Source organism: Streptomyces sp. NPDC002520 (assembly GCF_053595235.1).
The window spans coordinates 69,134-89,239 of sequence record NZ_JBSFXG010000004.1 but is presented as its reverse complement, the minus strand read 5'-3'; the positions used below and the strand labels follow the sequence as shown (position 1 = coordinate 89,239).

The following is a 20,106-nucleotide window of genomic DNA, read 5'->3' as shown; positions in this document are numbered from 1 at the left end:
CACCATTGCGGCCCGATTGACACTCTTCGGTGACCCTTGAGTTCTTTTTCCATTACCTGTTCGGAGGCGCGCCGTCGACGGGGCGGCCCGGCACGCCGGGCCGGCGCTGCCACGGCCGGGGCCCGGCGGGTGGCCGAAAGGCGACCCCGAGGGCGTCAAGTCGCCCGTAGTGGGCGGCCATACGGTGTTCGAAGTCCGTGAAGTCCCGTTCCCGCGGGGCGGGCAGAGGACTCCAGGCGACCTCGGCGAACGCGGCGAGCCGGGGGAAGGCCTGGTAGTCCACGCGCGCGGAGTCCTCCATCACCTCGGTCCACACGTTGGCCTGGGTGCCGAGCACGTGCCGGGCTTCCTCGTCGGTGAGTTGGGGCGGCACGGGCTCGAACCGGTAGACGTCCTCCAGGGTGCGCACGTAGCCGATCGGCACCGGCTCGTCCTCGCCGGGAGCCTGCCGGTGGTCCAGATACACGTGCTGCTCCGGGCACATGACGACGTCGTGTCCGGCGCGCGCGGCGGCGACACCGCCGGCGTAGCCGCGCCACGAGGACACCGCGGCGCCTTCGGCGAGGCCGAATTCCGTCGCCTCACCTCCGGCCCGGCTCCCGCCCTGAAGAATCTCGTCCCAGCCGATGAGCCGGCGTCCGCGCGCGGCGAGCCAGGTGCCGAAATGGCGGACGAACCAGGACTGCAGTTCGTCCTCGTCCGCGAGTCCGAGTTCCTTGACGCGCGCCTGTGCCGCGGGCGATGCGCGCCACTGATCCTTGGGGCATTCGTCGCCTCCGATGTGCACGAACCGGGAGGGGAAGAGTTCCAGCACCTCCTCGAACACCCCCTCGTAGAAGCGCAGGGTGGTGTCGGTGGGGGCCAGTACGTTGGGAGAGATTCCCCAGTTGTCCCAGACGGTGAGGGCGGTGGTGTCGATGACGTCGGTGTTGCCGAGTTCCGGATACGCGGCGATCGCGGCCTGCGAGTGTCCCGGCACGTCGATTTCGGGGACGACGGTGATATGCCGCTCGGCGGCGTAGGCGACGATCTCCCTGATGTCGTCCTGGGTGTAGTGACCCCCGTGCGGCTTCTCCTCCCACAGCGGTGACGCCCGGTGCCCGAATTTCGTCCGTGCCCGCCAGGAGGCGACCTCGGTGAGGCGCGGGTGGCGTTCGATCTCGATCCGCCATCCCTGGTCGTCCGTCAGATGGAGGTGCAGGACGTTGAGTTTGTGCGCGGCCATCAGGTCCAGGTAGCGCAGGACGCCTTCCTTGGGCATGAAGTGCCGGGCCACGTCGAGCATCAGGCCACGCCAGGCGAAGCGGGGGGAGTCCTCGACGGTGACCTGCGGAAGGTCCCAGTCGCGCCCCGGCCGCAGCGGCGCCCGGCGGAACGCGTCGGGGCCGAGCAGTTGACGGAAGGTCTGGGCTCCCCAGAACACACCGGCCGCGCTGCCGCCCTGAATGCGCATCGGCCCTTCGTCGTTGACCAGGCGGTAACCCTCCGCCGGCAGATCCGTTTCGATGCTCAGCACGATGCGGTTGTCGCGGTCGCGGCCTTCGCGCGCCTCCGGAAAAGGCAGACCGGTCGCCGCACCGACCGTCGCCCGCAGCCAGCGCCCGACGCCTTCCGTACCGGGCCGCGCCTCCAGGGCCGTATCGGCGTCCAAGCTCGTGCACCCGTCAGCGTTCCGCGAACAGTGCGCCGGGGCCGGAATCACATCCACCATGTCGGTCCTTTACCGCCCGAAGGAGCTCAGCAGGGACGTTCGGATGGCATCACGAGCGGGTAAAGCGGCCACCGGACGCGTGATCAGCAGGGTGACCCGGAAGCGGAAACGAAAACAAGACCCGGTGTTGCGACTGACGCGATGACTGTTCCGGTCCCGCAACACGGCAAAGGCCCCGGGGAAGCGCCTCGACGCGCTCCCGGGGGCCCGGCGATATTCAGGTGGACGCGAAAGACGTCACGGCGTTACTTCTTGTCGCCGCCCTTGCCGCCCTTGTCGTCGCCGCCGCTGCCCATGGACTCGTAGATCTCCTTGCACATGGGGCACACGGGGTACTTCTTCGGGTCACGGCCCGGCACCCACACCTTGCCGCAGAGCGCCACGACGGGGGTCCCGTCGAGGGCGCTCGCCATGATCTTGTCCTTCTGGACGTAGTGGGCGAAGCGCTCGTGGTCGCCGTCACCGTGGGACACCTGCGGCGTCGGCTCTACGAGGGTCCCCGTACCAGTCCCGCGCTCGGGCTCGAGAGTGCTCATATCAGCAAGGGTACTGAAGCTCACCGGTATCAGTTGAGCGACGGGTCGTCCGGGTACGTGGCCACCATCGCGAGCTCGTTGCGCTGACGGCGCAGGACCTCGCGCCAGAGTCTCTCCGGGGCCGGGGAGGAGACGTCACCGGGTTCGGACTCGACGACGTACCAGGCGCCCTCGACCAGCTCGTCCTCCAGCTGCCCCGGGCCCCAGCCGGCATATCCGGCGAAGATGCGCAGGGAGCCGAGGGCCGAGGCGAGCAGCTCGGGCGGGGCCTCCAGGTCGACCAGACCGATCGCGCCGTGCACCCGCCGCCAGCCGAGCGGGGTGCTGTCCCCGCTCGCGCCGCCGGGGATGACCGCCACGCCGAGCGCCGAGTCCAGCGAGACGGGGCCGCCCTGGAAGACGACACCGGGTTCACCCGCGAGGTCGGCCCAGCCCTCCAGGATGTCCCCCACGTCCACCGGGGTGGGGCGGTTGAGGACGACACCGAGCGAGCCCTCCTCGTCGTGGTCGAGAAGGAGCACCACCGCACGGTCGAAGTTCGGGTCCGCCAGGGCGGGGGTAGCCACGAGCAGCCGCCCTGTGAGCGAGGACACCTCGGTCATGGCAGACATGATCCCGCATCTTGCCTTCACGTGGGGAGCCAATGCGGATGGCGGAGTGAATGCGGCTCCGAATCGGACGTTGTCGCCCGTCAGCGCCTCGTTCGAGGGTGGCGGTGGGAGACGGGCGGAAGTAAAGGCGGTCTCGAGGTGCCGCCCGGCGGCGGTGACCCCATGTGCCCGCGATGAAACCGTTCGTGTTGTGACACACCTATGACGCGACTGGGCGCTACTTGGGCTTACAGAAGGGGGGTGATCGGCGATTACCCTGTCTCTCCGGCCCCCGCGCAAAGTCATCGGCCGACCCCTGCCCGACTCATCGGAACGCGAGATACATGACCGTCAACGACGATGTCCTGCTTGTCCACGGCGGAACCCCGCTGGAGGGCGAGATCCGTGTCCGTGGTGCGAAGAACCTCGTACCCAAGGCCATGGTCGCCGCCCTGCTGGGAAGTGCGCCGAGCCGACTGCGCAACGTTCCGGACATCCGTGACGTGCGCGTCGTACGCGGCCTGCTGCAGCTGCACGGGGTGACGGTCCGTCCGGGTGAGGAGCCCGGCGAGCTGGTGCTCGACCCGACCTACGTGGAGAGCGCGAACGTCGCTGACATCGATGCCCACGCGGGTTCCAGCCGTATCCCGATCCTCTTCTGCGGCCCGCTGCTGCACCGTCTCGGCCACGCCTTCATCCCGGGCCTCGGCGGCTGCGACATCGGCGGCCGGCCCATCGACTTCCACTTCGACGTGCTGCGGCAGTTCGGCGCGACCATCGAGAAGCGTGCGGACGGCCAGTACCTGGAGGCGCCCAAGGGCCTGCGCGGTACGAAGATCCGGCTGCCGTACCCGTCCGTCGGCGCGACCGAGCAGGTGCTGCTGACGGCCGTGATGGCCGACGGTGTCACGGAGTTGTCCAACGCGGCCGTCGAGCCGGAGATCGAGGACCTCATCTGCGTTCTGCAGAAGATGGGCGCGATCATCGCGATGGACACGGACCGCACGATCCGCATCACCGGTGTGGACAAGCTGGGCGGCTACACCCACCGCGCCCTGCCGGACCGCCTGGAGGCCGCGTCCTGGGCGTCGGCCGCCCTCGCGACCAGCGGCAACATCTACGTCCGCGGCGCCCAGCAGCGCTCGATGATGACGTTCCTGAACACCTACCGGAAGGTGGGCGGTGCCTTCGAGATCGACGACGAGGGCATCCGCTTCTGGCACCCGGGCGGCCAGCTGAAGTCCATCGCGCTGGAGACGGACGTGCACCCCGGCTTCCAGACCGACTGGCAGCAGCCGCTGGTGGTGGCCCTCACGCAGGCCACGGGCCTGTCCATCATCCACGAGACGGTGTACGAGTCCCGGCTCGGCTTCACCTCCGCGCTCAACCAGATGGGTGCGCACATCCAGCTCTACCGCGAGTGCCTGGGCGGCTCCGACTGCCGCTTCGGCCAGCGCAACTTCCTGCACTCCGCGGTCGTCTCAGGACCCACCAAGCTCCAGGGCGCCGACCTGGTCATCCCCGACCTGCGCGGCGGCTTCTCGTACCTGATCGCGGCCCTCGCGGCCGAGGGCACCTCCCGTGTCCACGGCATCGAACTGATCAATCGCGGCTACGAGAACTTCATGGAGAAGCTCGTGGAACTGGGCGCCAAGGTCGAGCTGCCGGGCAAGGCACTGGGCTAGGCATTCACGAACGCCGAATGGGCGGCCCCCCGGTGAAAGGGGGGCCGCCCATTCGGCATCCTCGGCCGGAGCGCCCCCGAAGGGGCGCGGGGCCGCATCGATATGCGGCTCCGCCGCGTGGGCGCGACCAGCCACAACGGACCAGCAGTCACCCACGGCGCCCCAGCACGACGGCGCTCCGGCGAACGGCGCTACAAGCGGAGCGCTTACTTGCCCTTGGCCGCTTCCTTGAGCTTCGAGCCCGCGGAGACCTTCACGCTGTAGCCGGCCGGGATGTTGATGGGCTCACCGGTCTGCGGGTTGCGCGCGGTACGAGCGGCACGGTGGGTGCGCTCGAAGGTCAGGAAGCCGGGGATGGTGACCTTCTCGTCGCCCTTGGAGACGATGTCGCCGACAACCTCGGCGAACGCGGCCAGAACGGCGTCGGCGTCCTTGCGAGTCACCTCGGCGCGGTCGGCCAGCGCGGCCACCAGCTCACTGCGGTTCATGTTCTTACTCCCGTGTTCTTCTTGCCATTGAGGCGTGAGGTGAGTATCGATGCCGATGCGCTCGCGCCCAGAGACGCATCCTGCCCCTACCTGCGGCGGGAAAGCCAATCCGGCACCCGTAGGAGTCGTGAGAACACCCTAGGGAGTCACACGAAAAGCGCCTGCTCGGCCGTCACCCTAGAGGGCGCCCGATGGTGGGGGGTTTCGCGACGCGCCGGTACAAGGGCTGCCGTATCGATCCTCACAGCCTTAGCACCTTACGGCACGACCGCCTACGACGCCGCTCCGGCCGCCTTCGCCGCCTCGCGCACCGCGCCCGCCACCGCTCCCGCGACCTTCTCGTTGAAGACGCTCGGGATGATGTAGTTCGGGTTCAGCTCGTCCTCGGTCACCACGTCGGCCAGGGCCTGCGCTGCGGCGAGCATCATCTCGGTGTTGACGGTGTGGGACTGGGCGTCCAGCAGGCCGCGGAAGACACCCGGGAAGACCAGCACGTTGTTGATCTGGTTCGGGAAGTCGGAGCGGCCGGTGGCCACAACTGCCGCGCTCTGACGGGCGATTGCGGGGTCGACCTCGGGGTCGGGGTTCGCGAGCGCGAACACGACCGCGCCGTCCGCCATGGCGGCCACGTCGTCGCCGTCGAGCACGTTCGGGGCGGAGACGCCGATGAAGACGTCGGCGCCGCGGACGGCCTCCTTGAGGGTGCCGGTGAGGCCCTCGGGGTTGGTGTTGTCGGCGATCCAGCGCAGCGGGGAGTCGGCCGGGGCGTCCACCAGGTCCTCGCGGCCGGCGTGCACGACGCCCTGGATGTCGGCGACGACGGCGTTCTTCACGCCGGCGGCGATCAGCAGCTTGAGGATGGCCGTACCGGCCGCTCCGGCGCCGGACATGACGACGCGGATGTTCTGGATGGCCTTGCCCGTGACGCGAAGCGCGTTGGTGAGGGCGGCGAGGACGACGATCGCGGTGCCGTGCTGGTCGTCGTGGAAGACGGGGATGTCGAGGGCCTCGCGCAGGCGCGCCTCGATCTCGAAGCAGCGGGGCGCGGAGATGTCCTCGAGGTTGATGCCGGCGAACCCGGGGGCGATCGCCTTGACGATCTCGACGATGGCGTCGGTGTCCTGGGTGTCCAGGCACAGCGGCCAGGCGTCGATGCCCGCGAAGCGCTTGAAGAGGGCCGCCTTGCCCTCCATGACGGGCAGCGCGGCCTTGGGGCCGATGTTGCCGAGGCCGAGCACGGCGGAGCCGTCCGTCACGACCGCAACGGAGTTGCGCTTGATGGTGAGGCGGCGGGCGTCCTCGGGGTTCTCGGCGATCGCCATGCACACGCGGGCCACGCCGGGCGTGTAGACCATGGAGAGGTCGTCACGGTTGCGGATGGGGTGCTTGGACTGCATCTCGATCTTGCCGCCGAGGTGCATGAGGAACGTTCGGTCGGAGACCTTGCCGAGGGTGACGCCCTCGATCTCACGCAGCTGCTGCACGATCTCGTCGGCGTGCGCGGTCGAGGTGGCCGCGATGGTGACGTCGATGCGGAGCTTCTCGTGCCCGGACGCGGTGACGTCGAGGCCGGTCACCGAGCCTCCGGAGGACTCCACGGCGGTGGTGAGCTGCGAGACGGCGGTTCCGCTCGCGGGCACCTCCAGCCGGATGGTCATCGAGTAGGAGACGCTGGGCGCCGTTGCCATGGCCGACTTCCTCTGCTTTCACCGTGTCGCGAGTTGTGCGTCCGATCGTCGCACCTACCCCTGAGTACGTGGTAGCCGCCCCGGATTGCGGACGTTGTGTTCACAAGAGACGTGCGCTTTTCGGAAAACTATTTCCACCATACGAGAAACGGCCTGCCGAGGAAAGGGCCCGTCCGGGCAAAGAAGGAGGCCCACGTCACATCGTGACGTGGGCCTCCCACACGTTCATGACACCGACCCGCCATGCTCGCCTCGCGGCAAGTGGTCCCTCGAGGGGACGAAGGTTGGGCCCGGGGGCTTGGATCGAGCCGGTGTCACACCCAGGCTAACAAACAGATGCCGATCACCATTCCCCCCGCGGGGAGTTCACAGGAATCAGTCCCGCAGGAGGTCCGGCACCCCGGCCGCGTCCGGCACGTCCCGTTCCCCGGACACGACCGTGAGCTGCTGGGTCGCCCGGGTCAGCGCCACGTACAGCACGCGCAGCCCGGCCGGGGACTCGTCGGCGATCTCCGCCGGGGACACCACCACCGTCGCGTCGTACTCCAGGCCCTTGGCCTCCAGGCTGCCGAGCGCGACCACCCGGTCGCCGAGCCCGGCCAGCCAGCGCCGGGCCTCCTCGCGCCGGTTCATGGCGACGACCACGCCGACCGTGCCGTCCACCAGGCCCAGCAGCCGCTCGGCCTCGGCCCGGACGGTCTTCTCCGGCGAGTCCCCGACGACGGCGAAGCGCGGCTCGACCCCGGTGGACCGTACGGCGGAGGGCGCCTCGGATCCGGGCATGGCGAGGGCGAGGACCTTGGCGGCCAGCTCGGCGATCTCGGACGGGTTGCGGTAGTTCACCGTGAGCTGGAAGCGGCGCCGCGGGCGGGTGCCGAGGGCCTCGTCGCGGGCCTCGGCCGCCTCGTCCGGGTCGGACCAGGAGGACTGCGCCGGGTCACCGACGACCGTCCAGGTCGCGTGCCGGCCACGACGGCCGACCATCCGCCACTGCATCGGCGTGAGGTCCTGCGCCTCGTCCACGATGACGTGCGCGTACTCGGTGCGCTCCTGCGCGAGCCGCTCGGCCCGCTCCCACTGGCTCTCCTCGCGGACCGGCATCAGCTCCTCCAGGCCGGTGAGCTGGTCCAGCGGGTCCAGGTCGCGCTTCTTCCTCGGGCGGGCCGGGGCACCGAGGACCGCCTGGAGCTCGTCCAGCATGGCGACGTCGTGCACGGAGTACCCGTCCCGCCTCAGCGAGCGGGCGACCCTGCGGACCTCACCAGGGTTGAGGATGCGGCGGGCCCAGCGGCCGAGCCGTCTCTCGTCGGCCATGGCGTCGAGGACGCCCTTCGGGGTCAGTTCCGGCCACCAGGCGTCGAGGAAGACGAGGAAGGAGTCCTCGCTCGCGACGTCCTCGTCGAAGGAGGAACGCAGCTCGGCGGCCAGCTCCGGGTCGCTGTGCCGGCCGGCCGCCCCGGACTTCGCCCACAGGGCGTCCAGCAGCAGCTTGCGGGCGCGCGGGCGCAGCAGGTTGACGGGCGCGGTGCCGCCGAGGGCGGTACGGCGGATTCGCTCCAGTTCGTCGGCCTCCAGCTCCAGCCGACGGCCGAAGGCGACCACGCGCAGCCGGGTGGGCGGGCCCGCGGGCGCCCCGGGCGCGGCGGCGGACTCGTCGGGCTCGGCGGACTCGTCGTCCAGGGCGAGCTGCCCGTCGGGCCCGGCGCTGCCCCGCCCCAGCTCCAGCGCGCCCCGGGCGGCCTTCCGCAGGACCTTCAGCATCCGGTACGAGCCCTTGGCGCGGGCCACGGCCGGTGAGTCGTACAGCGTGGCCTCGGAACCGTCGACGAGCGATCCGATCGCGCGGATGGCGACCTGGCCCTCCTCGCCGAGCGAGGGCAGCACGCCCTCGGTGTAGGCCACCAGCAGCGGGGTCGGCGAGACGATCAGGATGCCGCCCGCGTAGCGTCTGCGGTCCTGGTAGAGCAGGTAGGCCGCGCGGTGCAGCGCGACCGCGGTCTTGCCGGTGCCGGGGCCGCCCTCCACGTAGGTGACGGAGGCGGCGGGGGCTCGGATGACCAGGTCCTGCTCGGCCTGGATGGAGGAGACGATGTCCCGCATGGTGTGGCTGCGGGCCTGCCCGAGCGCGGCCATCAGGGCGCCGTCGCCGATGACGGGCAGCTCATGGCCGTCGAGGGAGGCCGTCAGCTCGGGGCGCATCAGGTCGTCCTCGACGCCGAGGACCCGGCGGCCCTTGGAGCGGATGACCCGGCGTCGTACGACCCGGCCCGGGTCGACCGGGGTGGAGCGGTAGAACGGCGCGGCGGCCGGCGCCCGCCAGTCGATGACCAGCGGGGAGTAGTCCTGGTCGAGCACGCCGATCCGGCCGATGTGCAGGGTCTCGGCGATGTCGGCGGTGTTGTCGGAGCGGACCGCGCCCTCGGCGGGCTCGACGGCGGTGTACGCGCCGTCGGGTCCCTTCTTGCCGTCCTTGCCCTCGAGCAGGTCGATCCGGCCGAAGAGGAAGTCCTCGAACTCGTTGTTGAGCCGGTTCAGGTGGATGCCGGCCCGGAAGACCTGCGCGTCCCGCTCGGCCAGCGCGCCGGGGGTGCCGACCTGGCCGCGCTTGGCCGCGTCGTTCATCAGGAACTCGGCCTCGTGGATCTTCTCCTCGAGGCGCCGGTACACCCGGTCCAGGTGTTCCTGTTCGACGCTGATCTCCCGGTCACGGACGGAATCGTGTGCGCCGTGTACCGAGCCGACCGCGGACTGCTGAACCTGAGCGGCCACCGGGCCCCCTTCTGACGTGCTGGGCAGCCGTCAACCGTACGCGAAGGGGACCCGGCAAAGCTACGGCGCCTACGCGTCCACCTGGACGAGCTTCTTCCCGTCGAAGGTCATGACCTCGAAGTGGTCGATCTCGTTCGGCTTGAGAGCGGCGCCGCCGCCGATGTACAGCGGGGACTTCGCCTCCTCGTGCTTCGCGTCCGGGATGCCGTAGCCCCACTCCCCGACGGACCAGGAGCTCAGCGTCTGGCGTTCGCCGTCCTTGCCGACGGCGATCAGCGAGCACTTGAGCGGCCCCTTGACCCCCTTGAGCTGGAGGACCGCGTCGGTGCCCCACTTCTTCTCGGCCATGGCGATCGTCGCCGAGACGCCGGTCGTGGAGTCCGAGGCCGAGACCTTGTCGGCGAGGGAGTCGAAGTGGGTCTCGGCGGTGGCCGCCAGCGGGGTGGTCTTGCGGCCCGAGTCCCCGTCGCCGTTCACGGCCATGACGGTCAGCGGGCCGCCGATGATCAGCGCGGCCGCGGCCGCGACCAGGTAGAAGCCCCGGCGCCGCTTCTGTGCCCGGCGCTCGGCGACCTCGTCGACCAGCTTCTCCGCCAGGCGCGGGCTGGGCTGCGCGGACAGCGACTCGCCGATCGCGGGCGTGCTGCCGGAGCCCGGCAGGTCCGCGAGGGCGGCCAGCATGGGTTCCATCCCGGCCAGCTCGTCCAGTTGCTGGGCGCACCACTCGCAGCCGGCGAGATGCGCTTCGAAAGCGGTTGCCTCGGCGTCGTCGAGAATCCCGAGAGCGTAGGCGCCGACGGTCTCGTGCTCGTTCGGCACCGGATCTCCCTGCATGGGCCCAGACATACCCGTACCACCCGTGCCGAATCCCTGACTGCCCCCGTACACACTCATCACGCCGTCACCCCCCGCTCCTCCAGTGCCAGCTTCATCGACCGCAGGGCGTAGAACACCCGGGAACGGACGGTGCCGCTGGGTATGCCCAGCGTCTCGGCCGCCTCGTTGACGGTACGCCCCTTGAAGTAGGTCTCGACGAGGACTTCCCGGTGGGCCGGGGTCAGGTCGTCGAGCGCATCGGACAGCGTCATCAGCCACAGCGCCTTGTCGATCTCGTCCTCCGCGGGGATGACCTCCAGCGGCGACGGATCGACCTCCTGCGGCCGGGCCTGCCGGCTGCGGTGGCCGTCGATGACGATGCGGCGTGCGACCGTCACCAGCCAGGGGCGTACCGAACCGGTCGCCCGGTTGAGCTGACCGGCGTTCTTCCAGGCACGGATGAGGGTTTCCTGCACGACGTCCTCGGCACGCTGTCGATCTCCGGCGACCAGCCTGAGCACGTACGCGAGCAACGGCCCCGCGTGCTCCCGGTACAGGGCACGCATCAGCTCCTCATCCGGTTCCGAGGGCTGTGAGGACATGCGATGTCGGGCCCTCGGTCCACGTTCATTGGCCACGGCCGCATCCTTGCGCACGCCCACCTCCGGTGTCCGGGGGTTCCCCCAGTCGGTCGCTCGCCCACCCGTACGGACGGGGGCGGGGCGGTGTTCAACGCGCGACGCCGGATTTCCCGGGGTGGCGTGACGAGCGGGACATGAGCGCACATTCCCACCGCGCTACCTCCACATTTCCGGCACGCCGACGCGGTCGGCGGGACCGGATCCCCCGGGCCGCGGCGAACCCGGTGTTGCGCACATCACGTCCGGCTCCCGGGCGGGCGCCGACGCGTCGGCCCGTCAGGCGCGCGCGAGGGCCGCCCGCCGCCGGTGCCGGGCCACGCGCTCGCGGTTCCCGCAGATCTCGCTGGAGCACCAGCGCCGCCGGCGCCCCCGCGAGGTGTCCACGTACACGATGGGGCAGTTGTCCCCCTCGCACTCGCGGACGGCCGCCCGCGCGACGGGATCGGTGAGCAGCTCCACGGCGTCCCGGGCGACGACGGCGAGCAGCGCCGCACACGCCGGCGCCCCCGCCAACTCGCGGACCAGCATGCCGTCTTCACCCCGCACCGCGCACGGGACCGGAGGCGCGTTGCGGGCGGTCTCGTTGACGCGGCCGAGCGCGCGATCGTACGACAGCATGTCCCCCGCGACGGCCCCGCGCACCAACTTCCCGATGTGACCGCGCAGTTCCCGGAACCCCGACAGCCAGGTGGCGTCGGCGTGATCCAGCGGGGTGCGGGGTGGCACGAGAGAGGCACCGGCGATCCAGGCGCACAACGGGCCGACGGCGTCGAGCCGTTCGACCGGGTGCGCGGTCGCGAGGAGGTCCAGGCAGATCCGCCCGGCGTCGAACCGCAGCTCGTACGGGTCCGTGACCGTACCCAGCACCATGTGCCTTCCACCGCCTAGGGTCACCAGGGTGGGCGTCCGTTCTCCCTCTCCCACAGTGCCCGCCGGGCAGCGTCACCGGAACCCCTCGTACCGGCCTGGACGCACGCGTATGAGGGCGCGCGCCTCGGCCATGTCCGGCGCCGGGCCGCTCCGGTTGGCTGAAGGCATGACGAGCACGATGGACAGGACGAACAGCAGCGGCGTCGTACTGAGCGCGGCCACCGTCGCCATGGGCCTGATCGCCGGGGTCTTCTACATCTTCGCCTGCGCGGTGATGCCGGCGCTCGCCCGCGGCGACGACCGGACGTACGTCGAGGTCATGCGGAACATCAACGACGTGATCCAGAACCCGGTGTTCTTCCTGAGCTTCATGGGGGCACTGGTGCTGACGGCGGTGTCGGCGTGGCAGCTCCGCCAAACGCCCGGCGCCCGCTGGGTCCTGGCGGCCCTGGTGGCGTACGCCCTCGTCTTCCTCGTCACCATGGCGTTCAACGTCCCGCTGAACGACGCGCTGGCGGCGAAGGGCGACCCGGCGAGCCTGCGGGCGCGCTTCGAGGGGCCGTGGGTGGCGTGGAACGTGGTCCGGGCCGTGGGCTCGACGGTGGCGACCGCCCTGCTGACCCGGGCCCTGCTGCTGCACGGCCGCGTCAGCCGCTCCTCGTGACCGGGCGGGCGAGTCCAGGAATCCCATGGTCAGGGCAGCAGGTCGCGTGTCCGGAGACCGACGGCACCGGACCCGGCGGCAGCGGGCCGGGCGGCAGCCCCGTCGACGCCTCACACGTCCGCGTACTTCGCGTCCGCCGCCGGGTCCAGTGCCAGCCGGTAGCCGCGTTTGACCACCGTCTGGATCAGCTTCGGCGACCCCAGAGCCGTACGCAGGCGGGCCATCGCGGTCTCCACCGCATGCTCGTCCTGCCCGGCGCCCGGCAACGCCCGCAGCAGTTCCGACCGCGCCACCACCCAGCCCGGCCGCCGCGACAGTGCGCGCAGCAACGACATCCCCGCCGGCGGCACCGGCCTCAGGTCTCCGTCCACCAGGACCGCGTGCCCCCGGATCTCCACCCGGTGACCGGCGACCGGCAACGCCCGTGCCCGTCCCGGCAGTTCCTGGCACAGCAGCTGGACGAGCGGGCCGAGACGGAAGCGTTCCGGTTGGACCGTGTCCACGCCCCGGGCCTGGAGGGGGAGTGCGGTGACGGGGCCCACGCAGGCGGGCAGGACGTCGTGACCGAACGCGGTGAGCAGTTCGGGGAGCAGGCCGCGTTCCTCGGCACGGGACAGCAGGGAGACCGCGGCGGGCGCGCTGGTGAAGGTGATCGCGTCGAGGCCCTGGGAGACGGCCGCGTCGAGCAGGCGGTCCACAGGTCCGATGTCCTCCGGCGGCATCCACCGGTAGACGGGCACCAGGACGACCTCCGCTCCCCCGGCCCGCAGCGCCTCCACGAAACCGGGCAGCGGTTCCCCGTGCAGCTGCACGGCGACCCGGCGGCCTTCCACGCCCTGCTCCAGCAGCCGGTCGAGCACCTCGGCCATGGACTCGCCGGCCGGCGCCCACTTCTCGGTCAGGCCGGCGGCCCGGACGGCCCCCTTGACCTTGGGGCCGCGGGCCAGCAGCTCCACCCCGCGCAGCCGTTCCAGCAGCTGCTCGCCGAGCCCCCATCCGTCGGCGGCCTCGACCCAGCCCCGGAATCCGATGGCGGTCGTGGCCACGACCACGTCGGGCGCCTGGTCGATGATCCCCTCGGTGGCGGCGAGCAGTTCACTGTCGTCGGCGAGCGGCACGATGCGCAGGGCGGGCGCGTGCAGGACGGCGGCGCCGCGCCGTTGGAGCAGGGCGCCCAGCTCGTCGGCGCGGCGCGCTGCGGTGACGCCCACGGTGAAGCCCGCGAGGGGGCTGGGTTCCCGCTGTTCCCGCCGTCCGACCTGCTGCTGTTCGTCGTCCTGCTGTTCGTCGCCCATGGTTCTCCTAGCTGACCCGCATGTCGAACGAGCCTGTCAACGGCGCGTGACAGGCTCGGTTCGCCATGATGTCGCAGGTGTTACGTCACACCTCGGCGTAGCTGAGCTGCGGCTTCTCCTCCGCTTCGGCCGTGGCCCGCGGCGCTGCGGCCGGGCGGCGGAGGTATACGACCCGGGTGACCACGATGCAGGCGCCGTAGAAGGCGAGGAACACGAGGAAGGCGCCGGTGCCGGTGCCGTAGGAGAGGTAGGACTGGCGGAAGGCGAGGTTGATGCCGACGCCGCCGAGCGCGCCGACGGCGCCGATGAGCCCCATGGAGGCCCCGGAGAGGCGGCGCCCGTACGCCGCGGCCGCCTCCCCCGTGAGCCCCCGGGCGAGGGCCTTGGCCTGGAAGATCCCCGGAATCATCTTGTACGTCGACCCGTTCCCGAGCCCGCTCAGCATGAACAGCACGACGAAGACGGGCACGAACAGCGCCAGTGACTTCTGCATGCCGGCGACGACGAGGACGGCGGTGGCGGCGGCCATGCCGGCGTAGGTCCACAGGGTGATGCGGGCACCGCCGAACCGGTCGGCGAGCCGACCGCCGACCGGCCGGACGAGGGAGCCGAGCAGGGGGCCGACGAAGGTGATGCCGGCGGCCTGGAGCGGGGTGCGCCCGAACTGGTTGGTGAGCACCTGCCCGAAGGCGAAGCTGTACCCGATGAAGGACCCGAAGGTGCCGATGTAGAGGAAGGCCATGATCCAGGTGTGGCCGTCCTTCGCGGCGTCCTTGGCCGCGCCGGTGTCGTTCTTCACCGTGGCGAGGTTGTCCATGAACAGGGCGGCGAGGACGGCGGCCACGACGATCAGCGGGATGTAGATCCCGAGCAGGACACGCGGTCCGCCGTTCGCCCCGATGACGGCGAGGGCGACGAGCTGGATGACCGGCACGCCGATGTTCCCGCCGCCGGCGTTCATGCCGAGGGCCCACCCCTTCTTCCGCAGCGGGAAGAAGGCGTTGATGTTGGTCATGGAGGAGGCGAAGTTGCCGCCGCCGATGCCGGCGAGCAGGCCGACGAGGAGGAAGGTGGAGAAGGACGTCCCCGGCTCCATCACCACGAAGGCGGCGATCGTCGGCAGGAGCAGCAGGGCGGCCGAGACGATCGTCCAGTTGCGGCCGCCGAAGACGGCCACGGCGAAGGTGTAGGGGATGCGGACGGCGGCCCCGACCAGCGTCACCATGGACGTGAGCAGGAACTTGTCGGCGGGGGTCAGCCCGTACTCCGGGCCCATGAAGAGCACCAGCACGGACCACAGGGTCCAGACGGAGAACCCGATGTGCTCGGTGAGGACGGAGAACAGCAGGTTCCGGCGGGCGACCTTCTCCCCCGTCTCGTTCCAGAAGGTCTCGTCCTCCGGATCCCAGTGCTCGATCCAGCGGCCTCCCCTGCTCTGTGCGGGGGCTGTACTCGGGGCTGTCATGGCGCCTCCACAAGGCTCCGGGTGCTCGGTTCGTCGACGAGGGACTGAGCCCGAAGGTAGGGAGGGCGCGTTTCTGACCTGTGGCTGTGGGTGACCGGAAGGGAACGTTGCTCTCACGTGACGGGAGGGCGGCCGGTGAGGGGCTCGGACGGGGCGGTCATCACCTCCAGGTCGGGCGCCGGGATCCAGCGGTCCGCGGGCTGCCGCAGCCAGCCTTCGGCGAGGGCGATCTCGGCGGCCGCCCGCCGCAGCGCGTCCAGAGCGGGATGGACCAGCCCCTTGCGCCACACCAGCGAGACGGGCGAGAGCGGGACGGGATCGACGAGGGGCCGCACCACCGTGCGGGGCAGGGCCGGGAAGTCCACCACGGCCAGGACCGGGTTCCGTGTCTTGGCCATGATCCGCTCGAACTCCTCGTCCCCGACCGCCAGCGGAAGGGGCGGGGCCAGCCGGATGCCGTGCCCCTCGAAGAGGCGCAGGGCCAGGTCGGTCCATTCCGGGGTGCGCGGATTCCCGGCCCCGGCGTACACCGTCTCGCCGGCCAGCGCGGCCGGCGGCACCTCCGGCAGGGCGGCCAGGTGATGCTCCTCGGGCAGGACGACGGCCATCGGCTCGTAGCGCACGGGCTGCTGGTCGAGGCCGGAGCGCAGCGCCGGGTCCAGGCCGGCGTAGCGCCCGAAGGAGGCGTCCAGCCGGCCGGCGAGCAGTTCGGCCGCCGCCCCGGTGAGGCCGCTCTCGTAGCGGGCCATCAGCTCGCAGTCGGGCGCGAGGTCCCGGGCCCGGTGCAGGACCCGGCGGCCGGTGACCAGGCCCGGGGAGTTGAGATCGACCAGCAGCGGCCGGGCCTGCCGGAAGGCGGCGAGCAGGTCGTCGTGGGCGGCGAGGACCCGGCGGGCGTGCGGGAGCAGACGTTCGCCGTCCGGGGTCAGCGTCACCTGCCGGGTGGACCGCACGAACAGCTCGCTGCCGAGCTCCCGTTCCAGCCGCCGCACGTCCCGGCTGAGCGCCTGCTGGGCGACGTACAGGCGCCCCGCGGCCCGGGTGAAGTGCAGTTCCTCGGCTACGGCGACGAAGGCCCGCAGGAGGCGGGGTTCTATGGCGTCGGAGGCGGGCATGGCGGCGAACTTACAACACGGGTGCGTGAATCGGTGCGCAGCAGGTGTTGGACGCGTTGATCCACTCGGGGCGACCGTGGAGCCCATGCCGTCCCGATCCACCACGGAAGACGCCCGGACAACCGCCGGGAACCCCCGACTCACCGGATACCGCCGCCTGTTCTCCCGCCCCGGCACCCTCGCCTTCACCGCCGGCAACCTCGTCGCCCGCCTGCCCGTGGGCATGTTCGGCGTGAGCGCGGTGGTGATGATCGCCGGGTCCCGGGGCTCCTACGCCCTCGCCGGTGCCGTCACCGCCACCGGACTCGTGGCGACCGGGGTGGCCGGGCCGTGGATCGCGCGGCTCGTCGACCGGCACGGGCAGGCCCGGGTGGCCGTGCCGGCCACGTTCACGGCCGTGCTCGGCAGTCTCGTCCTGTTGCTGTGCGTGCGCTTCGGCGCCCCGGACTGGACCCTGTTCGCCGCGTACGTGTCCACCGCCGCGACCCCCAACATCGGCGGCCTGTCCCGCGCCCGCTGGTCCCACCTGCTGCGGGACGACCCCGGCGCGCTGCACACCGCGAACTCCTTCGAGCAGGCCGCCGACGAACTGTGCTTCATGCTCGGCCCGGTGCTGGCGTCCTTCCTGACCGGCACCTTCTTCCCGGAGGCGGGCACGCTCGCCGGGGCCGTACTGCTGCTGACCGGCATGCTGCTGTTCACCGCCCAGCGGGCGACCGAGCCGCCGCCCCGGGCCCGTTCGAAGGCGCCGTCACCGCTGCGCAGCCCCGGCATCCCGCCTCTGCTGGCCTGCTTCACGGCCACCGGCGCGGTCTTCGGCTCGATGGAGGTCGTCACGATCGCCTACGCCGACGCTCAGGGCCATCGCGCGGCGGCCGGAGTGGTCCTCGCGCTCCAGGCGGCGGGCTCGTGCGCGACGGGCCTGCTGTTCGGGGCCCGGAGACCGGCGGGCCTCGGTTTCTCCCGGTGCCTCGCGGCGATGGCCGTGCTGATGACCCTGCCGTGGCTGGCGGCCGCCACCGCCGGTTCGCTGCCGGTGCTGGCGGGGGCGCTGCTGGTGGCGGGCATGGCCACCGCTCCGACGATGGTGACGGCGATGACCCTGGTCCAGTCGCGCACCCCGGCCGACCGTCTCAACGAGGGCATGAGCCTGGTGGTGACCGCGCTGCTGACGGGGATCGCGTGCGGCTCGGCGGGCGGCGGCTGGGCGGTGGAGCACCTCTCTCCCAGCACCGCGTACGCCGTTCCGGCGGGAGCGGCAGCCCTCGCACTGCTCATCCACACCGGTCGGCGGTGGGTGAAAGCCGACGGCACGGCAGCTCCCTAGGGGCGCGGGGCTCTGTTCGGACCCGCACCCGGAACCCCACCCGCACCCCCACGGCACCGCCCGAATGACAACGGCCCCGTCGCTGACGCGACGGGGCCGTTGCCCACATGGGGCTGACCCCCGAAGGGGCCTGGTGGAGATGGCGGGAATCGAACCCGCGTCCAACGGTGCGGAATCAGGGCTTCTCCGTGTGCAGTTCGCTACGAGTTTCTCGGCCCCGGAGATCACGCGAACAAGTCTCCGACGGGCTCAGTCACTGTTGGATTTCCCTCTTCACCCCGTGACCGGGATCAAGGTTTAGTTCCCTAGCTGATGCCAGGATCCGGGTCGGGAACAGCCCCGGGCTGACACTTCGCAAGTCGCTACTTAGGCAGCGAGGGCGAAGGAATCGCGCTTGGTGTTGGCGATTATTTTTTGCGACATATGGTTTACGAGATCATTGCCGCTTCCTCGACACGCTTCCCCTGCTTCGACAGCCGCTGTCGAAACCGATCATCCCCATGTTGATTTTTCAAACCCTCCGGAGAGGGTGTGCGCACCCGCTGTGGGGTGCAGGTGCCATCGTACGGGAACAACGCGTGACAGTGCCAGCGCATTCCCGGCGGCGGCCCCGGTCAGACACCCCGCTGCCGCCGCTTCGCCGCCGCGATCGCGCGGTCCGACTCCCGCCGGTCCTGCTGCTCCCGCAGGGTCTGCCGCTTGTCGTACTCCTTCTTGCCTCGCGCGAGGGCGATCTCGGCCTTCGCCCGGCCGTCCTTGAAGTAGATCGCCAGGGGCACGATGGTGTGACCCGTCTCCTGGGACTTGGACTCCAGCTTGTCGATCTCCTCGCGGTGCAGGAGCAGCTTGCGCTTGCGGCGCACGGAGTGGTTGGTCCAGGTGCCCTGGTGGTACTCGGGGATGTGGGCGTTGTGCAGCCACGCCTCGCCCCGGTCGATGTGGACGAAGCCGTCGGTCAGCGAGGTCCGTCCCTCGCGCAGCGACTTGACCTCGGTGCCGGTCAGCACGATCCCGGCCTCGTAGGTGTCGACGATCGCGTAGTCGTGCCGGGCCTTCTTGTTCTGGGCGACGATCTTGCGCTTGCCGCCCTTCTCGCCGTCCCTGGCCTTCGCGGCTCCCCCGCCCTGCTTGGGCTGGGACTCCTTCGGTACGTACATTCCCTTGCTCATAGTGACGACATTTTCTCACCACACATGGGGTGCGAGGGAAGCGTATTTACGGGGTCCACGACGGTTCGATGGGCTAGGCCGGGTCGCCGAGGCCCGTCAGCACCGTCTCCGCCCGCTCCAGCGCGTCCGCGCCCGCGTCCAGGTCCGGCACGATGCCCCTGCCGTCGACCTTGTGACCGGAGGGGGTGCGGTAGTGGCCCACGGTCAGCTCGGCCACCGAGCCGTCGGGCAGTGCGGTCGGCATCTGGACGGAGCCCTTGCCGAAGGTGCGGGAGCCGATCACCACCGCGCGGCCCCGGTCCTGGAGGGCGCCGGTGAGCATCTCGGCCGCGCTCATGGTGCCGCCGTCGACCAGGGCGACGAGCGGGCGGGCGGTGTCACCGCCGGGGGTGGCGTGCAGGACGCGCTGGGCGCCGTCGACGTCGTAGGTGGCGACCAGGCCGCCGTCGAGGAAGGCGGAGGCGGCGTCCACCGCCTCGGTGACCAGGCCGCCGGAGTTGCCGCGCAGGTCGAGCACGATCCCGGAGTCCGCCGGTGCCTGGCGTACGGCGGCGCGTACGGCCTCGCCGGAGCCCTTGGTGAAGGCGGCGACCCGGATGACGACGACCCCGTCGGCCAGCTTGCGCACGGTCACGGAGTCGGTGGACAGGCGGGCGCGGTGCAGGGTCCGCGTCCACGCGCGCGTGCCGCGCTGGAGGCCGAGCGTGACCGCCGTACCGGCGGCCGCGTCGTCGGCGTCGCCGCGCAGTAAGGAGACCACCTCGGTGACCGGCCGGCCGTCGACCTTCTTCCCGTCGACGCTGCGCAGCCGGTCGCCCTCGTGGATCCCGGCCTCGGCCGCGGGCGAGCCGGTCTGCACCCGGGTCACCTCGATCCGGCCGTCGCGTTCACGCCGCGCCCACAGGCCCACGCCGGTGTACTCGCCGTCCAGAGCCTCCTGGAACTCCTGGTACTCGCCCTCGGAGTAGACGGCGCCCCAGCGGTCCCCGCTGCGGCTGACGGCGCGCGCGGCGGCCTCCATCGGCGACTCGCCGTCGGCCATGGCCTCGGCGGCGGCCCTGCGGACGTCCTCGTGCGGGGCGGCCGCGGGCGACGGCCCGGCGCTGCTGCGACGGCCGGACGCACCGGGCTGACCCGACTGGTCCGCATGTCCGGTGTCGGGGAAGGAACCGGTGGCGGCACCGGCGGCCAACAGGCCGGCGAACACCAATGTCAGGGCGGCCCCGCGGCGTTTGCGGCGGGGCTGACAGAACAGGTCACGGCCTGACATGGCGGTG

The 20,106-nt window shown here is 71.1% G+C and carries 17 protein-coding genes and 1 other RNA gene; 3 read left to right on the top strand and 15 right to left on the bottom strand.

The window, feature by feature from the left end:
• Positions 1-52 precede the first annotated feature (52 nt).
• The 3 genes from ACWD5D_RS08535 to ACWD5D_RS08525 all read right to left on the bottom strand — a co-directional run bounded on the left by ACWD5D_RS08535 (position 53) and on the right by ACWD5D_RS08525 (position 2,849).
• Entirely contained in the window at positions 53-1,711 is a 1,659-nt protein-coding gene (locus ACWD5D_RS08535) for a beta-N-acetylhexosaminidase (protein ID WP_451372043.1), read from the bottom strand.
• Positions 1,712-1,956: 245 nt separating this feature from the next.
• Positions 1,957-2,247 carry a DUF3039 domain-containing protein gene (locus tag ACWD5D_RS08530; RefSeq protein ID WP_404050737.1) on the bottom strand — a complete coding sequence of 97 codons (291 nt, stop codon included), beginning with the start codon at positions 2,245-2,247 and terminating at the stop codon, positions 1,957-1,959.
• A gap of 29 nt (positions 2,248-2,276) precedes the next feature.
• Positions 2,277-2,849: a YqgE/AlgH family protein gene (locus ACWD5D_RS08525; protein ID WP_451372301.1), complete on the bottom strand. Its 573-nt coding sequence runs from the start codon at positions 2,847-2,849 to the stop codon at positions 2,277-2,279.
• Between the two features lie 332 nt (positions 2,850-3,181).
• Here ACWD5D_RS08525 and murA point away from each other — a divergent pair, with 332 nt between their 5' ends.
• Positions 3,182-4,522: a UDP-N-acetylglucosamine 1-carboxyvinyltransferase gene (murA, locus tag ACWD5D_RS08520; protein ID WP_451372042.1), complete on the top strand. Its 1,341-nt coding sequence runs from the start codon at positions 3,182-3,184 to the stop codon at positions 4,520-4,522.
• A 206-nt stretch (positions 4,523-4,728) separates the two neighbouring features.
• Here murA and ACWD5D_RS08515 read toward each other — a convergent pair whose 3' ends face one another.
• The 6 genes from ACWD5D_RS08515 to ACWD5D_RS08490 all read right to left on the bottom strand — a co-directional run bounded on the left by ACWD5D_RS08515 (position 4,729) and on the right by ACWD5D_RS08490 (position 11,794).
• Entirely contained in the window at positions 4,729-5,010 is a 282-nt protein-coding gene (locus ACWD5D_RS08515; protein ID WP_067001509.1) for an HU family DNA-binding protein, read from the bottom strand.
• 272 nt (positions 5,011-5,282) lie between these two features.
• The gene (locus ACWD5D_RS08510) at positions 5,283-6,698 is read right to left on the bottom strand and encodes a malic enzyme-like NAD(P)-binding protein (protein ID WP_451372041.1); all 1,416 of its coding nucleotides are present in this window, start codon (positions 6,696-6,698) and stop codon (positions 5,283-5,285) included.
• Positions 6,699-7,073: 375 nt separating this feature from the next.
• Positions 7,074-9,467 (bottom strand): HelD family protein, encoded by a 2,394-nt coding sequence (locus tag ACWD5D_RS08505; protein ID WP_451372040.1) that lies wholly within the window; start codon positions 9,465-9,467, stop codon positions 7,074-7,076.
• A 69-nt stretch (positions 9,468-9,536) separates the two neighbouring features.
• Positions 9,537-10,361 carry an anti-sigma factor family protein gene (locus ACWD5D_RS08500; protein ID WP_451372039.1) on the bottom strand — a complete coding sequence of 275 codons (825 nt, stop codon included), beginning with the start codon at positions 10,359-10,361 and terminating at the stop codon, positions 9,537-9,539.
• Positions 10,361-10,945, bottom strand: a complete 585-nt coding sequence (locus ACWD5D_RS08495; protein ID WP_451372038.1) for a sigma-70 family RNA polymerase sigma factor — start codon at positions 10,943-10,945, stop codon at positions 10,361-10,363. The genes ACWD5D_RS08500 and ACWD5D_RS08495 overlap by 1 nt, the downstream gene beginning before the upstream one ends.
• Before the next feature lie 255 nt (positions 10,946-11,200).
• Positions 11,201-11,794 carry a CGNR zinc finger domain-containing protein gene (locus ACWD5D_RS08490; protein WP_451372037.1) on the bottom strand — a complete coding sequence of 198 codons (594 nt, stop codon included), beginning with the start codon at positions 11,792-11,794 and terminating at the stop codon, positions 11,201-11,203.
• Positions 11,795-11,960: 166 nt separating this feature from the next.
• Here ACWD5D_RS08490 and ACWD5D_RS08485 point away from each other — a divergent pair, with 166 nt between their 5' ends.
• The gene (locus ACWD5D_RS08485; RefSeq protein WP_451372036.1) at positions 11,961-12,458 is read left to right on the top strand and encodes an anthrone oxygenase family protein; all 498 of its coding nucleotides are present in this window, start codon (positions 11,961-11,963) and stop codon (positions 12,456-12,458) included.
• 110 nt (positions 12,459-12,568) lie between these two features.
• Here the strand turns inward: ACWD5D_RS08485 and ACWD5D_RS08480 are convergent, their stop codons facing one another.
• From ACWD5D_RS08480 to ACWD5D_RS08470, 3 genes are all read right to left on the bottom strand, one after another.
• Entirely contained in the window at positions 12,569-13,753 is a 1,185-nt protein-coding gene (locus tag ACWD5D_RS08480) for a uroporphyrinogen-III synthase (RefSeq protein WP_451372035.1), read from the bottom strand.
• A gap of 85 nt (positions 13,754-13,838) precedes the next feature.
• Positions 13,839-15,218, bottom strand: a complete 1,380-nt coding sequence (locus ACWD5D_RS08475) for a nitrate/nitrite transporter (protein WP_451372034.1) — start codon at positions 15,216-15,218, stop codon at positions 13,839-13,841.
• 113 nt (positions 15,219-15,331) lie between these two features.
• A complete protein-coding gene (locus tag ACWD5D_RS08470) occupies positions 15,332-16,333 on the bottom strand; it encodes a LysR family transcriptional regulator (protein ID WP_451372033.1) in 1,002 nt (333 codons plus the stop codon).
• 85 nt (positions 16,334-16,418) lie between these two features.
• Between ACWD5D_RS08470 and ACWD5D_RS08465 the strand changes: the two genes are divergently transcribed.
• The gene (locus ACWD5D_RS08465) at positions 16,419-17,660 is read left to right on the top strand and encodes an MFS transporter (RefSeq protein WP_451372032.1); all 1,242 of its coding nucleotides are present in this window, start codon (positions 16,419-16,421) and stop codon (positions 17,658-17,660) included.
• Between the two features lie 131 nt (positions 17,661-17,791).
• Here ACWD5D_RS08465 and ssrA read toward each other — a convergent pair.
• From ssrA to ACWD5D_RS08450, 3 genes are all read right to left on the bottom strand, one after another.
• Positions 17,792-18,160, bottom strand: a transfer-messenger RNA (tmRNA) gene (ssrA, locus tag ACWD5D_RS08460).
• A gap of 114 nt (positions 18,161-18,274) precedes the next feature.
• Positions 18,275-18,817, bottom strand: coding sequence for an SsrA-binding protein SmpB (gene smpB, locus ACWD5D_RS08455; protein ID WP_451372300.1), 543 nt, complete (start codon positions 18,815-18,817; stop codon positions 18,275-18,277).
• A gap of 85 nt (positions 18,818-18,902) precedes the next feature.
• The gene (locus ACWD5D_RS08450) at positions 18,903-20,099 is read right to left on the bottom strand and encodes a S41 family peptidase (RefSeq protein ID WP_451372031.1); all 1,197 of its coding nucleotides are present in this window, start codon (positions 20,097-20,099) and stop codon (positions 18,903-18,905) included.
• Between the last annotated feature and the right edge of the window lie 7 nt (positions 20,100-20,106).